Raw genomic sequence first — 17,177 nt, forward strand, 5'->3', positions numbered from 1 at the left:
AAGTAAAAGTCTTAAGTTTTATACTTAAGACTTTTTTTTGTTTTTTGACGAACAAATTTTTATTACGTCAAGTTTTGGCGTTGTCTTCAGTTAGTTTTGTATTAGATCAATAACAGATGTCTTGCAAGAGTTTGTAATCAATTTAATAATTAAACCAAAGAACAAAATGATTTACACTGAAGATTTTTTTGCATTGGGAAGCCCATTTCCTAATGACAATGTAGTACAATTAGTAGACAGCTACACAAAAGAAAATGTAAACTTTCAAAAAACAACCACCTGGCATGATGGTTCTCCTATGGCGTCAAATCTAGCCGATGGAATTATTTATAGAAAAAAAGGCGCTGATTTTTATGTAGATATTGATTGGCTATGCAACCGAACTGTTTATGTCAAAAGATTTGGAGCTTTAGGAGATGGAGTAACCAATGATGCTCCTGCCATCAGAAGAATGATTGATTTCCTTCCGGAAAAGGACTTTATTGTTGTATTTGAGAATGCAAAATACTTACAGGGAGATGGAACTTATCTTCCGTACGATATTGAAGATGGTATTTATCATAATGTAGATAATGATACAGAAATAGGCACACCCATTTTCTATAGTTTTAAAAATAAATCTGACTTTACAATTTACGGAAACGGAGCATTAATTATGGCTCATCCTGATAATGCACCTATTGCCAATACCCGTGGTTTTGAATTTTTAGGATGTCAAAATTTTAAGGTTATTAATCTTAATTATGACGGATCAAAAGATACAAGAAAACCAAACGGCGGTGATCCGTCGGGTTACAATAATCAATCCGGATTTAAAATCAGTTCATCAAAAAAATATGAATTTGTAGATTGCCGATCAGATAATACGTGTATGGACGGTTTCACAATTACTTCTGATGAACTTTTTAATAATCCTCCTGTAAACGATTGGAATGAAGATGGTATTTTAAGAAACTGCCATTCGGATAATAGTTACAGACAGGGATGCTCTGTTGTCAATAGTAAAAGATTTAAAATAGTAGGTGGTTCTTATACCAATACAGGAAAAACTTATGGAACATCTCCTAAAGACGGTATTGATATTGAAGAGGGTACTATGTCAAATTTTGGACGAGGCAGCAGTGACACAGTTGTAGAGGGTGTTTTATTTGAAAATAATTTAGGAGACGGTTTAGCTTTACATTATGGAACTCATGATGCCACAGTTACAAAATGTGTTTTTAAAAATAATTCATTCACAGTAGCGCCGGATCCACTTGCTTTAACCTGTAACAACACTATTTATAATAATAATCTTTATGACTCAATAGTAAGGTTAAGTGGTGGTGGTGACCACTTTTTTGGAAATAAAATTTATTTGAGTTCTACATTTGATTTTAATTTATTGATCGACTGCGAATATGCACACTATAAAAACAATAAATGCAGAGAAACTCTTGTTTATGACAACTATATTTCACGGGATGCCGGAACTACACCTATTGCCAATGGGGTAAAAGGAAGTGTAATCATCGGAAATCATAAAGATGGAGTAAAGGTTTATAACAACACGTTCCAAAATCTGGCATCTAAAGACAATTTCTTCTTCATATTCGGTGATCAGGACAGACAATTGGAGTTTTATGATAATACATTCCGTAATACAGATGAATTTGTTATCAATGCTCCTGTAGATCCAAGCCTTATTTACACCAATATTGAAGCCTTCTTTAAAAAAGCTTACAATAATAAAATAGAAATTGAAGGAATACCACCTATGGTTTCTGTGGCAGAGAGAGCAAAAGGAGATAAATTAGTAAAAAGTTTTACGGTAGAAAGAATTCCGTCAGGAAAATATATTGATGTTACTTTTGATGCGCTTACTTCAAATTTTGATGCAAGAGATCTTTTTGTACAAGTAACCACCAGAGGATACTGGTATGACGCTGATTCAACGAATTTAAAGAAAGAAATCATGTCTGTTTCAGATGTAAAACCGATCAGTTATACCGGTACTTTGGATGATTTCAAAAAACTTCCCGTTTCAACAGGCATTTATACAAAAAATAATAAATCTACCATTACCTTCAAACAAAGTGAAGCTGATGCAGTTAATAATCCTAATTATTGGAATTTAGACATTGTCATTGAGGTACTTGGAAAATACACTGATGATTTCCCTGTTAATATTTCAGCTTATTATGATACCAATACGCAACCGTTAATTATCAATCTGCCTATTGCAAAATCAGAAAACCAATCTGATTCAACAGCAATTGACGTAACATCTCTTCGAAATGATTTTAATAGTCTACTGTTAAAATTAAAAGACTCTGGAGTAATGAAACAATAATTATCTGCGTTGATAAAAAGTTCCCGGTCATTTTTGATCGGGATTTTGTTTTAAAAGCAGAGACCACATTGGAAGAAAAAAGGCAAAAAAAAAGAAAAATAAAACATTGACAGCCTGCTGATTTTAAGCAGGCTTTTCTATTCCTAAAATATTCCTAAATCCTGTATGTACTTTGTCCTGTTTCTCAACAGTATTACAATCATTTGCATAATTATTTAAGGAAGAAAGGATCTACATTCGCTATGACCAATTATCGTTTCATGGTATCAATTATCGTTCAGCTAAATCATACTATTGAGCAGATATCTAAAACACTCCTCAAGAAATTTCAGAGGATGTTCAGGATAGAAAAAATTATAATCAGAGGATTTTCATTAGATTTAACAGGTGGTCCATTACATGCGCAGATCAGCCCGCCAGGTCTTGGAGATGCCAATGCCGCTTTCTGGTCGGCTTTTGGAGTTAGAAGGCAGCTTGATTGTTTGGGTAAAAAACAGGCTTTAAGTTATATTGCTTTGGGACATAAAAGTAGTCTAAAATTAAACAAAATCCTGGCATTGCTGTCAGGATTTGTTTGGAAGACCGGTGAAAGTCTTCCGGCAATATAATTTAAATATGAATGGTTGGTGTACAATTTCAATTACAGATCGTCAAAAACTGGTGGCTCATCTGCACTCTGAATTTGGCTTCTGATTTTAATTTAGCATAAATAGTATGTTCAAAAGCCTGAACTGATCTTAGCTTTTTGTCGATATATTCTGCAATCTGAGCTACAGAAAAAATAAAGTCTCTATACACTGCCATATTTACAGTCTGCCCGTAGTAAGGAAGATAAGCCTTTAAAAATGGAACTGCAGCCTGATGTCTGCTATAATTGACACAATATCCGGCTCCTTCCCGTTTGGTGATAATCTCCCGATCATTGATATAATCCAGAATTGTTTTATTCGCCTCTAAAGAGCTGCCATTTTTTAACAGATGCCTGTTGATCTTATCCAGAATATGCTGAGCGTATTCCATCATGGTAATGGTTTTCCACTCAAATATATGGTTCATACTTTTGGAAGCCTTGAGGTATTTTCCGTTTTCACAACTGGTACAGAAAGAGATCCCGATCTTTTCATGGTAAGGAAAAAAACAGTCTTTGATCTCCATAGAAGCATCAGCCAAAAGTCTGTCATCCGCAAAACTGTAATACAGATAAGGGCTGTACTGATCTGCAAGCGCTTTGAGAAAATCGATCTCACTCGCGTTGTGATATTCTTCAAACCATTGTTCAAGGGTATCGTAATAATGGCTTTCAAATTCTTTAAATGTTAAGTAAAACGGCAATTCCATAGCTCTGTAATTTTGATAGGACAAAGCTATAGCGGTAATGCGACAAAACTTGACGTGTTATTTTTTTTGAGAGTCAAGATGCAAGAGTCAAGAATCAAGATATCAGATGTTAGATGTTAGATGTTAGATGTTAGACGTCAGATTTCAGATTTCAGACATGATATTTTTTGATGAGGCTAAGACTAAGGGTGATCATAAGACTTAAACCGATTATTTAAAACTTGTATACTGCAACGGTTTAGCTGTTAAACATTCCGGAATACAAAATAGCTATTCCTACTTTAAACCCCGAATCCCGAAACTCTAAGACACTCAAACTCTCTGACTCTCTAACCCTAAATCCCGGAACTATTTGTCATAATTCTTCATCATGTATTCAAAGTAGTGGATCATCTTCAGGTAGTTTTCGATGCTGATGTATTCATTGGTGCTGTGGATGCTCTGCTGTTCTGAACTGTTGATCTTGATAGGCATAAACCTGTAGATATTTTCACTTACGATCTGGTATTTGTAGGCATCGGTACCCGCCATGGTAAGATACGGCGTAACAATCGCACCGGGGTAAATCTCATTGACTCCGGTTTCAATTAATTGGTAAGCTTTTGTATTAGTTGGAGAAACTGCGGAAGCTTCTCTTGTGTTGTCGATCTCTTCAACCTCAACATCAAAACCTTCTGTGGCCTTTGCAATATGTTCGCGGACTTCTTTAGCAGTATCGCCGGGAAGAAGTCTGAAATTAACGACAAATTCCACTTCGGGAGAAAGGACGTTGGTTCCGTCACTTCCCTTCATCATCGTCAGAGCAGTTGTGGTTCTTACCAATGCATTGGTGGTATTATTTTTTGTAAGCTGGGATAAAAGAACAGGTTTCAGCAGCCATTGATTGGCAATAGCAAGTCTGTTGAAAAATGGCATACCTCCACCGATATTATCAAAAAAATTCTTGATGAGCGGAGTTATGGTAGGTTTCATCTGATGATCTTCGAGACGCTGCATGATGACCGCCGCTTTTCCTATTGCGCTTTCCATCGGAGGCATTGAGGAATGTCCGCCAAGCCCTTTAACCTTGATTTTAGCTGATAAAAAGCCTTTTTCAGCACAGCCTACTACGGCTACATCGGAATCTATGCCTGCCACATTTCCTTTTCGCATGATCAATCCTCCTTCATCGTAGACTGCATCAAACCTTACTCCTTTTTTCTTAAAATAATCTGCAATCTGTATCGCTCCTTTTTGTCCTCCTACTTCTTCATCGAAGCCAAAAGCCAGGTAAATATCTCTTTTAGGAACGGTTTTACTTTTAATCATTGTATTCATGGATTCCATCAGGGAGAATAGCATTCCCTTCATGTCGATGGCTCCTCTGCCGTAGATTCTTCCGTTGGCCACATTTCCCGAAAAGGGTTCAAAATCCCAGTCTTCCGCTACTTTGGAAACGGGAGGCAGCGGTTTGTCATCTGGTCTGAATATATTTTGTTCTTTACTTTTGACATCGGCATCTCCAGGCGGCACGACATCCATATGAGAAAGAAAAAGAACAGGTTCCAGTTTCGGATCGCTCCCTTTAAGCCGGAAAACTAATGCATGGGTATTGACTTCGGTATTTTCGGTATGCTGATACACCAAAGGATACGATGTTTTCAGGTATTCTTTAAACTGATCGAAAGGTACATAATTGAACTCACCCAGGCTTCCTGTAGAAACTGTAGGAATTTTGATACCGCCTGACAGTCTCATTACTGCAGAATCATTCTTGACAGGTTTCCATCCTTCAGAAGTTCCTGCGGTATTCTTTTTAAAGGGATAGATATAGGTTTTGATTAAGAGTACGGCAACTACAATAACAAGAATACCGAGAACGGCTAAAAAGAACTTTTTCATGGCAATAGGATTTTGTGTGATGGTCTAACAAATATAATAAACAAAACGGCTGTAACTATGTTTAAAGCTAATTATTTCCCTTAAATTGGATATAAAACCAATACCAATTACTATAATTCATTCCAAAGTTGGGAATTGATATCAAAAAATACATTGTTGTTTTCCAGCCTGAATTTATCAACGGATTGCTTTGCTGAATTATTTATCGAAATAAAACGAACTATCCCTTTTTCTTCCTGCCTGTAGAATTCCATCACGTAGTAGCCTTTGTATTCATACGTGTACAAAAGACCGTTATCCATTTCTTTTTCCGGAGTTTGGATGAAGAAGTTTTTCTTTACATCTGCTAACGTTTTTCCGGTATAATAGAATCCCAGCATATTGTTATAAATACTGGATTTGGTATAAGTAAAAAGGATCTGTGAAGAGGGCTTCTCTTTAAGGTTACCGAGTATACTACTAATATCTTTATTGGTAAAAAAGATGAAATTTTTGTCGACCTTATCAAATATATAATCTCCATAAAAATTGACATCCAGAGCGCCATCCTGAAAAACTAATTTTCTTGTTATATTTTCGGAGCCGGATACCGATTCTGTGTGGATGGTTTTTATGTAGGTGGTGCAGGAAAACACCGTGAAAAAAAGGGCGATGGTGAAGATGTGGAAGATTGTTTTTTTCATGGTTGTTCTTTGATGTAAATTTAGTTTTATATATCAGGTTTTCAAAGCTAAAATAATAAAACCACTGCAAAAACAGTGGTTTATTTTTATTGATTGGCACGAGCTACAAGCTCACACCAGCCGGGAATACAGAAGAATATTTACAATAATATTCCGAAATACTTCGTTCGTTAATACCTATAAACTCGAATCTAAAATTTTACTGCTTTCATTTGCTTTTTTATCATAGAATGGATCAGTGGGTATATTTATTAATGTCATTAATTAATAAAACTATTTTTCATTTTTATCAGGTCTAATTAGTTTTAAAGAAATAGAAAAGCTTAAAAGAATACTTATTAAAAATATGATGGTGAAATAATTAGTATTTAAAGCAAAAGTAAATAAATCTAAGATTATATTCTTATGTGTAAGTATGTATACAGTTATTGAGAATATAGTTATAGAAATCAAAATGAATAAAAACCACTTTAATCTAATTACTTCAAAGTAATTAAAAACAGCTAGTATTAGACCATCTAAAACAAATCCAATACAAAAATACATGATGCAAAAATAAAAAGTATAAGCAAACATTTCAGTACCATACCCTTCAAAAATGCAAACTATTATTAGAGGTAATAGAAATAATAGAATATGATATAATAAGTTAAATAGTATTGTTCTTTTCATCATGACTATTGTGTAAAATTTACAAAAGTTCTATTTTCTGTTGTTTTTTCCCACTCACCTTTTTTATTCCGCTTATACATATCAACATCAGTATTTACAACATTTCCTTTAGCCTGTCCACTAAAATGCCCATTTCTTTCTCTTAAATAATTATTAATTGTACCAACTTGGTTACCTGCAACAGAAAACGTTTTAGCACCTTCTCTTATTCTTACTTCCGTTTCAAAAACAGCACTATTTTGCTCCGTAGTGCCACCACTATTCGCAACATAATTAAATGTAAACATGTCAATTTTTCCTGCTCCTAATTTTGAACCCAAATTATCTGCCAAACTATTTGCATATTCTAAATACAGATCTGGTCGATTAGCGATTTTATCCGGTTCATGCCCAGAAAATAAATGTCCCTGCCCGTTGGGGTACATTGTATCTCCATCAGACATCATTGTATGCGCATAACTATCTCCAAAATAATGTAATGCCCTTCCTACTTCTGCCATAGATCCTGCACTATGTAGCATATTTCTTGCAATATTTCTTGCAGCTCCTGAACGTCCTCCATTTAGAGCATGTATACTCCTTTGTAATGCTGGATCCATCCAAGTACTTGGCGATGACATAACTTCACCATTTCTCGCCATTATATTGTCCGGAGCTTCTGCATAATAAGCTAACGAATATGCATCTTTTCTTCCCATCATTGTAGCCATTAAATAGACAGTCCAAAAATGGCCATCCGTTTCATATGCACCATTGGGATCTAAAAACCTTACAGGATTATTGTAAGCATACCTAAACGGAGATAGATTTGGGGCTTTCTCCGCAAGCAGATCAACCACACCCCAACGCCCCAAGTCAGGCATATAAAACCTCGCCCCATAATCATACATCCCATTCTCCTGAAGCTCCTTCCCATTGTACTTATATTTATACGCAGGATTTCCCGACAACACATTATACCCTTCATGCTTCAATCCAAACGGATAATAATTATTCTCCTCAATGATCTCTGCTCCTGAGCCGTTTTTAAAGTAGCTCAAACGTGTATTTCCAAGATGATCGGTATAATTGTACACATACTTCCCTGTTTCAAAATTAAAATAACCTTCTGCGGTAGGGAAGAATTTCAGCGTGCCGTTTTCATACTGGAAACCATCTAAATAATCTATAGTTTCTGTACCGAATATCTTTCTTACTTTTACTCCATCTGCTCTATACGTGTAATCTGTTACTTTGGCATTCTGGGTAACCTTTCCCGGTAAATTTAAATAATTATATTGAATAGAGATCCCTTTATCCTGCTGAAGTGTCATATTTCCGTTCAGGTCATAGCTGATCGTACTTCCGGTACTTCCTGATGAAAGCGGATAACCGCTTAAGGCATTTCCCGTTCCCACCTCTTTAAGGTAGGCTAACTTATTACTCTGTTCACCATTTTCATAGTGGTATTCCAGATCATCCATCACTTCAGGAGCCGTATAGCCGGGAAGCTGTCTTCCTCTTCTGAGCAGGGATTTAATATTCCCATTCAGGTCATAGGAAAGCTTCTCATGGTATTCTCCTCTGTCTAAATTCATGGCGTCCCAGAAACGTCCTTCTTTAAGACGGTTAAGACCATCATATTCATAGGAGTAATTTCTGAGTACGGCATCGCTTTGGGTAATCCATGATATCTGCGAGATATTTCCGTTGTACCTAGCAGAACCAGAAAACTGGCTGTCCGTTTTGTTGTACCTTAGCTCGTAAGCAAAAAGTTTATTCTGCAGATTGGAAGGGTCGTTAAGTTTTGTAAGCCATCCTCTGATATTGTATGCATACTTGACACTCTGCAGTGGGCTGCCGGTTGTATTTCCTACATTTTTGGTTTGTAACTGACCTAGATCATTGTACAGATTTTCAGCAAGAAGTTCCTTAGCTCCACCGTTGACCTCATTCCAATGTCTAACCAGCCTTTCCTGATGATCGTACTCAAAAGTTTCTTTGATATTTATCTTAGTTGCATTTGCGGCTCTTTTATGCTCGGTAAGCGTATATTCCGGAACCCCCGAAAATTTCAGTAAGCTTTCAGTTTTGGTGTATCCTCCGAGATGATTCAGAGAATGAGTAGCAATTCCCCTCCCTTTTTTGTCGTAGTAGGTATATGTTTTTGTCCAACTTTCATTTTCTACATTTCTCACATAAGAGGCTGTAGGAAAGCTTTTGGTGCTGACATTCGAGGACTGGGTAGACTGAGGCAGTACTTCCTGACCTAAAATGGTCCCGGAAACCGTCGGTGCCCCCTGAGGATAGGTATCATAATAGCTGACGGTAAGAATTTTATCAATACTCGTAGGATAAGAAACGTTTCCGTATTCTATATTCATTCCACTCAAGGCAAAACTGCTCCCACGGGCTTCGTAAGAAACATTCGCAGCCTGATTATCAATATAATTCTGGATGTTCTGTCTTGGAGTACCGTCCCTTGAAATCCCTGTATAAGTAACTCTTCCAAACTGATCGTATTTGGTAAAATTCCACGACTGGTCGCCTGTAAAATTGGCGATTCCATTTTTCAGAACGGTATCCCGATATAGGATCACCTGGTCTTTTTTGTTGTATACCATCTGTTCCCAGCCTTTTCCGGGAAGTTTCTTTTCTACAAGCCTGTTTCTTCCATCATATTTATACTGATAACACAGATGTTCCAAAGCTGAAGCAGATACTGATGTGGAAGCAGAAGCCAACGGTGGAATCACAACCGCTAACTGGTCATACTCATTATACACATAATAAGTATCTGCATTTTCTGAGGCACTGATGACTTTTCTGACCAATATTGTTTGTCCCTGACCATTCTTGAATTCTATGGTTTTATTGTTGTCTTCATCCGTAACGGTATTTTTATACAGTTGGGCTTCTCCGTAAGTTCCGGATACACTTAATTCGGAAGAAGTAGCTCCATCAACCCAACCAGTGACCGTGGTATATTTTTTCACCTCGCCTGCTGTATTGGTCTCATAACTGAAACTAACAGGTTTGTTCTGCCAGTCAGCTCCAGGATTTTTCTGACTCAAAACTCTGTCAAGCGGAGAGTTTTCTAGATTTTTATGACTGAAAGGATAAGAATCATTAATCCCGTTTGACTGATAATAAGAATTAGCACTACTTTCTACTCCGGTCTGAATATTTCCATTTTGTGAGGACATAGGAACCGGAAGCCAACTGTCAACCTGTCTTCCAAATCCATCATAAGGAATATGGGTTACCAGATCTTTTCCAGTAGGAGTTGATTTAATACTTACTGACTGCTTTGGTCTTCCGAGACCGTCGAAAAACTGAACACTCTGTATCTGCTGCAGAGATCCATCCGAAACTTCGGTCGGCACTAAATACTGTCTGGTATAAACATAATTTTCAGTATTTGAAATATTAGCTGAATAATCAACTGTAATGGGCGTATAAGTATTCCCTGGATTACCGGGAGATGTTGTCCCAATATAGGCCCGAAAGCTCCCATTAACAGAATTAAACCTGAAACCGGGAAGCATCCGTATACTTTGGGGATCTGCCACTTCAGTATTGGGAGCAGGAGGAGAATTTAATACGACCTGTCCATAGTGATGAATACCCCATAACAATCCTATGCTTATATATATTTTTTTATACATACTTTTTAATTAATGGATGGTAATGGATTTCATCTTAAGAAACTTTTCTTTCAGTTCTCGAATTTCTAAGACTGCATTCCCTAAATCTGAATTTTCTTTTTCTAATTTCTGAATTTTCTCCTGCTGATCTCTTAGCTGTCTGTTCTGTTCAATCGCATACAGTGTCAATTCTTCAATCTTCTGCAATAACTTAATTTGAAACTCTCCCACATTAACTCCTTCTTTTTCCATTATACTTGCAGAAGCTATTTCCGGTAAATGTTTTTTCTCTTTAATGTGTTTGGCCACTTCTTCCAACTTTGGAAGATCATAATTTTCTTCAAATACAAAATCGGCTGTCGGAGTAAGGGTAACTTTTAGTTCTTTTGCTTCTAGTTTACCCTGTAATAACGCATTTCCATTTAAAGAAATTTTCATCACTTCGCTCATCGTCACTGGAGAGTTTAAAGCAATAGTTTGTGATGGAGAACTCAAAAGCCTCATCCCGTCATTATCCATTACCATAGCAACCTTAGAGAAATTCAAGGTTTCGTTGGAAGATAACCATCCGTTTGCAGTATTAGGGTCTGCCTTAACACCAAAACTCATATAGGTAGCTGCCGAACTTCTTAAAGAACCCCAGTTATTTAATGACCCATTCTCATATCTTATTGCAAGAGCATTAGTTCCCTCTGTAGCATGAGTAGATCCGGCTAAAATATTACCGGAAACATCCAATATTTCTCTGGGTTGTGTATTTCCTATTCCAATATTTCCATTCTGAAGGATTGAAAACCTTTCAACCAAGTTTGTGGTATTTGTGTTGTCATTAACCAAAATAGAAAATTTTGATCCGTTAGTATTTCCTGATTCTTCAGTAGCTGTTATTCTTGCCTTAGGAAAACTTAAGTATCCTGCAAATTCCAAAGTAGGATATTTTGGATTGGCAGAAGAGGCACTCCATCCAGCTGTGGAAATTGTTATTTTACCACCGTTCTGGTCGGCGACTTCTAAATTGGAATGTGGTTCATGAGTTCCTATTCCTATATTGTTTGAAGCAGGAGTAGACGTTGGGATCACAGCACCTCCAGAGGTATATAATTGTGCTGAAGTAAATTGAGTGGCTAAAATGCCGATAATGAATATTGTTTTTTTCATAATTTGAGTTGTATTGTTTGTAGTTGTATTTGAATTTTTTCACAAATTTATTTTTGATATTGGAACATAAAATTTAATGGACTGGAAGATGATGCATCAACAGTTCCGGAAATTAACCTCAACGTACAGTTTCCTGCCGTATCAATAAAAACTTTCCATTGACGACCTCCTTCATTATGTGTTATTTCCCTATTAACAGATGGGGCACAACTTGCCCCCACTTTTCCAATATTTATCCCACCTGTCCAACTCTGCCATATTCCATAACTCGAAAATGACACATAGAAATTAACTGTATTGTTTACTGTATTTGTTGAACTATAACTGTATTGGGGATTGATTATAAATGTAAAACCACATGAGACTATTGGCATACATGCACCACTCTGATTGGCTATATTCTGTCCATTACTATTAATATCATCAAGTGCTTTCTGGTTTGCTGCTAATTTGCTTACATCAGATGTATATGTACCTGCCGGAACAATATAAGTATAAGAGCCTCCCACTGTATTTCCTGTACAAGTGGTTCTTGTAAACACTTGGCTTTTTTCATCATTTGTACAATTAACACACGAATTGTTTGCGTATCTGTATTTATATTCTTTTAAAACTTTATTGTTGACATCTACTGTTTTCTCTAATCTGTTAGTACTATCATATTTATAATACTCTCTAATACCTGAAGGTGGTGTAATGCTTGTTACTCCAATAAGAGGATCGTGAGTATAGGTAGAAATTTGATAATTAGTCAAATTTATATTCTTTCTTAGATTATCTTCTGCATCTAATAGCGTTTGTTCCTTTAACGGATTATTAGCATCATCATTAGATGCTGTAATAATGCTTTGTACGTAGGGACTGATGTCATTATACTGTGCACCTGCAATCTTTGCAATTGGCAGCGAAGAGTTATATCCCCAGATAACAGAAACTGGGGTTCCATCTCTAGTGGTATATTGAAGAAGATTCCCTATGGCATCATATTTATCAAATGTTACTTCGGTAAAAGAAGAGGAGCCATCTGAAAGACCCTGTGATTTCACATATTTAGGCACTGCAAAATTGCCAACTTGTGAATCTGGCAATACTGTTGGGTATATTGTTTCTGTTTTTGATACAATCTTCGTAAGGCCATTATTGGTTTGCGCAGTATTAGTTTCCAGTGGAATACCAACTATATTTTTAGCAATAAGTAATGGGTTCCCTTTTTCCTTAGCATAATTATAAGTTGTTTCAGTAAATGAATTATCTGGGTAAGTAATTTTCTGTATACTTGGCAGATATCTATCATTGTAAGTAATGTCAGATTTCGTCTCTACATAATTACCAGATCCTGCAGGAAAATATTCTTTGGTTGCGGTAGATTCTAACATAGATTTATAAAGACTTATACTATAACTATGTATAAGCCCTCCAAATGGAGGATAAGCTTGTTGAGCAAAATCGGAACCTGTAAACATATTTACTGGTTCTAATATAGAGCCAGATATAAAATAGGTATTTAAATTGTCTGGGTGATTGAACTTGTACTTATATTCTATTTCTTTCAGTAATGAATTATTTTCATCATAATATCGTTGCTTTATTATATCTCCGTTTCCAATAAAATAACTTTTCCCTCTGGGTATCATAGTCAAGCATGAGCCACTAATATTATTAACAAAATAATTTTCAGTTCTTCCTTTGCCAACCATTTGCTCTATCACTTTAGAATATCCTACAGCTCCTTTTTGGGTCAGAGTTGAGATCCCTTGAGTAGGAGTCCCTTCATATACTGAAATTCTAAATGGATATTGTCCATATGTACTAGGTAAAAACTGAATTGAACAACTTGGATTGGATAGAATGGTTCCTTCAACATGAGTTTGTTGGTACTCGTAACATCTATTTTCTATTTCATAAAATTTTGGAAACTCAGCTAAATTTCCATTTGAAGTAATTTTTGTTCCATTATTAGTAAGCTCGTCATAAATATAATTTTTAATTAAAGGTGTTGCGCCTGATTTTTCTATTGTTCTAATATTTTTTATTCTTACACCACCACCTAAACTATAATCCCTTTCAATACCGGTATTACTATTATCTAATAATGATTGTATTGGATAATTTGAGAATGTATTCAACTCATATTCAAACTCTGTTTTTGCACCTGTAGGATAATTTATCGCTGTTAAAATCCCCGCTAATGCATTAAGGGAAGCCCTTCTATCTGATAAGTATTTTTTGCCGTCTGCAGAATAACTATAAAGAATATTGGGTTCCTCGTCATAAATAGGCGTTGTTGGGCTCGGAATTTGATGTGCAGGAAGTTGATACCAATATCCAGCTGCATCCTGATTAAATGATGTAACATTAAATGGATTTGTTCCTTTTACATACTTATCAGGAGACGGAATAAAAGTATCGTTATTATTCTGACCATTGTAGTAACCCCAAAAATCTACAGAAAAGCTCAATTTATTCGGTAAACTGTAGGAAGTATTATAATCAAAAGAATATTTTTCATTAGTTAATGATTCTGTTAGCCCTAATAACCTCAATCTGTGGGTTAAAATTTTATTATTTGGAGCTACCAACCAGTTAGCTATTGATGTTGTATTAAGATTATCATTTGCTACTAGATAATCATAATTGAAATCATATTGTTTAACGAGTTTATAGTTGTTGTATATTTTGATAGAAGTTAATTTCTTGGAATTATGAATGTCTTCTCTATCTTCCCAGACAAACTCAATTTTACCATTAGTAAATTCAATCTTTTGAATATAGTTTTCGTCTATTCTTTGTTTATTATATAAAGTCGCCCCCCAATTATTATTGTAATAATTATAATTGGGAGCTGTACTTCCAGAAGGTACTTGTTGAGTATAAGTAAAATTTACTCTGGTATTTTTTGATCCGGCTAATCTCCATGTATTGCTAAGTGATAAATTAGAATAAAAAAACTTAACATTTTTACCCTTCGTATCTTCTATTTTTGAAAGGTATTCAGAAATACCAGTAATGGCTGTTGTATAATTAGGTCTTGTTATTTCTTTTTGATCAAAATAATATTTTAATCCTGCATCATCAATAATCTGAAAATTATAATCCCCATAACTACTAGGTCTATAACCTGTGCTAGGAATTATTTTAAAGTCGATATTAGGCTGCCCCTCGATAGCAAATTTCGGATAATCAGTCTTAGTTGTTTTTAACATATCCAAATAAGCTCTATAAGTTTTACCTGGTAAGTTAATAAGGAACAAATCAGGCTGAAAATCATAACCTGGATATAGAGTACTTTGATTAACATCAGTAATTAAACGAAAATTGTTACTATAGTATGAACTTACAGCAGTACTATTATTCCAAGAAGGTGTGGGACAGCCTGATACCGATCCAATATAACCAGAAGTACTTTTAGGGTATATATTATAATACCCATAAGTGCTAAAGTCATTAGCTCCTGCCATAATATGAGAAACCATTCCTCCAGTGTTTAAAGACCAGCCTAACCCTACTGAAGAAGCCTCATCATTTACCTTTATTCCTCCGGAATGGTAAGAAATAAATATAGGAACTTCAATATCACCTTCTTTAATAGTATAGAGTGGAATAGTAATATCTGGTACTCCTGTAAACAAAGAGACTGGCGTTTCTGAATACCTGAATAATGCACCTGCATTTGGCGACATTACAGCTGTATTATTTACAGCATTTTGAATGATAGAGTTTGCTGTCTGAGCGTATATTACATTTATAAACACGCTATAAATTAAGATTAATACTTTTTTCATCTATATTTATTTCTTTATGAGTTTTGCATTCGCTGTTTTATTCGTATCCGTTTTTATCGTCACCAGATAAGCCCCCTGAATCAAATTCTGGGTATTAATCTTGGTCACCTTATTCTTCGTTTTCAAGCTCTGAAGCTGTCTTCCTCCCATGTCGTAAAGAGTAATTTCAGCCTCTTTGAAGTCAAAGCCAATTTCTACATAAGCATAATCTGAAACTGGATTTGGATAGATTTTGATATCCTGTTTTTCGATCAACTGATCAATTTGTTTATCACCTAGCTTTACAATCTTCCAGTTCTCTTTTCCGAGTTCCTCTGCGCTGGTTCCTGCTAAAATGATCGAGCCGTCTCTATTTAGCTTAATATCCGAAAGCCTTTCTTCTCTCTTTCTGGATTCACCTTTGACATGATTTCTCCATTGTTCGTTTCCATCTTGATTTAAGTAGAGCATCCAGAAAGTTTCATCTTCATTTTCAATGCGGCCTTCTGCCTGCGTGTAGCCCCCTAGAAGAATTCCTTTTGAAGATTTGTCATCTGCTGAATGAATGATACTCATTCCCATCAAAATATCACGATTTTTGAAATTGTAAGACTTTTGCCAGATCTCTTCTCCTCTTTCGTTAAGCGAGATTAGCCATAGATCTGTTCCTTCTTCAATACCAACACTTTTATTTCCTGATCTTTCTGAACGGCTTTCGCCACCGATGATATAGCCAGTCGATGTCAAGGCGAGTGTTCTTAAATGATCATCACCTTTCCCTCCAAAGTTCTTTTCCCATTCTACTTTTCCGTCTTTTGAAAGTTTGATAATATAGTAATCTCCTTCGCCAAAGTTTTCAGTTTTCTTTGATCCTCCAGTGTTGCTCCTTGAATAGATCCCCAACAATGCGCCACCATCTTTCGTTGGAATCATCTTTTCAACTTCATCCAATCCTTTCCCTCCTAAAATAGATTGAGACAGTTCTTGTCCGTTCTTATCGAGTTTTACAATCAAAACATCTTTTGATCCATAGCCTTTAGCTGAATTCTGAACATTTCCAGCTACAAAAAATCCCAGATCAGTAGTCTGAATTACAGATCTTGCTTCTTCATCGGATGCTGATCCTAAAGTTTTCTGCCAAAGTTCATCGCCAAATTCGTTGAGCCTTATCAACCAAAAATCAGATCCGCCTTTTGATTCGTCTTTCTTATCCAGACCTTTCCCTGAATACGAGGTGCCTGAGACTAAAAAACCTCCGTCCTGTGTAGCAACCGATGCTAATAAATAGTCATGGTTCTGTCCAGAAAAATATTTTTCCCAAACCTGTTCGCCCTGTTGGTTGAGTTTAACCAGATGAAAATCATAGCCATTATTTTGTTTTTTTTCCGTTGAAAATTTCTGAGATTGGATCGAACTTCCTGTAATTAGATATTGTTGATCAATAGTGGTCGTCACCTGGCTTAAGAAATCCTGAGTAGAGGATTTGATATCTTTCTGCCACAATACCTCCTGGGCAGATAGCCCCAGAAGAGTGCATAGAGTAAATGCACCGGAGTAGAATTTCTTCATCTTTTGTGTATTTTTAGTTTAAGATTAGCTTTTATAATTTTGGCGGTAAATTTAACACTTTTTAACGTATTTCAAATCTCCCTACTGAGATTTAATGTGAATTTTAATTAAGTAATTTATTATTAACACTTTGTCATTAATTGATGAACAAAATTAA

Annotated in this window: 9 protein-coding genes; 2 read left to right on the top strand and 7 right to left on the bottom strand. The window is 35.7% G+C overall.

Annotated features, from left to right (window positions below):
* The first annotated feature begins 166 nt into the window (after positions 1 to 166).
* Both NZD88_RS05680 and NZD88_RS05685 read left to right on the top strand, forming a co-directional pair.
* Entirely contained in the window at positions 167 to 2,332 is a 2,166-nt protein-coding gene (locus NZD88_RS05680; RefSeq protein ID WP_259828118.1) for a right-handed parallel beta-helix repeat-containing protein, read from the top strand.
* Positions 2,333 to 2,592: 260 nt separating this feature from the next.
* Positions 2,593 to 2,940: a hypothetical protein gene (locus NZD88_RS05685; protein ID WP_259828120.1), complete on the top strand. Its 348-nt coding sequence runs from the start codon at positions 2,593 to 2,595 to the stop codon at positions 2,938 to 2,940.
* A gap of 28 nt (positions 2,941 to 2,968) precedes the next feature.
* Here NZD88_RS05685 and NZD88_RS05690 read toward each other — a convergent pair whose 3' ends face one another.
* The 7 genes from NZD88_RS05690 to NZD88_RS05720 all read right to left on the bottom strand — a co-directional run bounded on the left by NZD88_RS05690 (position 2,969) and on the right by NZD88_RS05720 (position 17,020).
* The gene (locus NZD88_RS05690; protein WP_259828121.1) at positions 2,969 to 3,670 is read right to left on the bottom strand and encodes a hypothetical protein; all 702 of its coding nucleotides are present in this window, start codon (positions 3,668 to 3,670) and stop codon (positions 2,969 to 2,971) included.
* 348 nt (positions 3,671 to 4,018) lie between these two features.
* Positions 4,019 to 5,551 carry a M20/M25/M40 family metallo-hydrolase gene (locus NZD88_RS05695; protein WP_259828122.1) on the bottom strand — a complete coding sequence of 511 codons (1,533 nt, stop codon included), beginning with the start codon at positions 5,549 to 5,551 and terminating at the stop codon, positions 4,019 to 4,021.
* A 110-nt stretch (positions 5,552 to 5,661) separates the two neighbouring features.
* A complete protein-coding gene (locus NZD88_RS05700) occupies positions 5,662 to 6,234 on the bottom strand; it encodes a hypothetical protein (RefSeq protein WP_259828123.1) in 573 nt (190 codons plus the stop codon).
* A gap of 677 nt (positions 6,235 to 6,911) precedes the next feature.
* The gene (locus tag NZD88_RS05705) at positions 6,912 to 10,553 is read right to left on the bottom strand and encodes an RHS repeat-associated core domain-containing protein (RefSeq protein WP_259828124.1); all 3,642 of its coding nucleotides are present in this window, start codon (positions 10,551 to 10,553) and stop codon (positions 6,912 to 6,914) included.
* 9 nt (positions 10,554 to 10,562) lie between these two features.
* Positions 10,563 to 11,690 (bottom strand): hypothetical protein, encoded by a 1,128-nt coding sequence (locus tag NZD88_RS05710; protein ID WP_259828125.1) that lies wholly within the window; start codon positions 11,688 to 11,690, stop codon positions 10,563 to 10,565.
* Between the two features lie 47 nt (positions 11,691 to 11,737).
* Positions 11,738 to 15,472: a DUF5977 domain-containing protein gene (locus NZD88_RS05715; protein ID WP_259828127.1), complete on the bottom strand. Its 3,735-nt coding sequence runs from the start codon at positions 15,470 to 15,472 to the stop codon at positions 11,738 to 11,740.
* Positions 15,473 to 15,478: 6 nt separating this feature from the next.
* Complete coding sequence (locus NZD88_RS05720; RefSeq protein WP_259828128.1) at positions 15,479 to 17,020, bottom strand: T9SS type A sorting domain-containing protein; 1,542 nt, start codon at positions 17,018 to 17,020, stop codon at positions 15,479 to 15,481.
* Between the last annotated feature and the right edge of the window lie 157 nt (positions 17,021 to 17,177).

The organism is Chryseobacterium pyrolae (assembly GCF_025153485.1).
Classification (GTDB): Bacteria; Bacteroidota; Bacteroidia; order Flavobacteriales; family Weeksellaceae; genus Chryseobacterium; species Chryseobacterium antibioticum.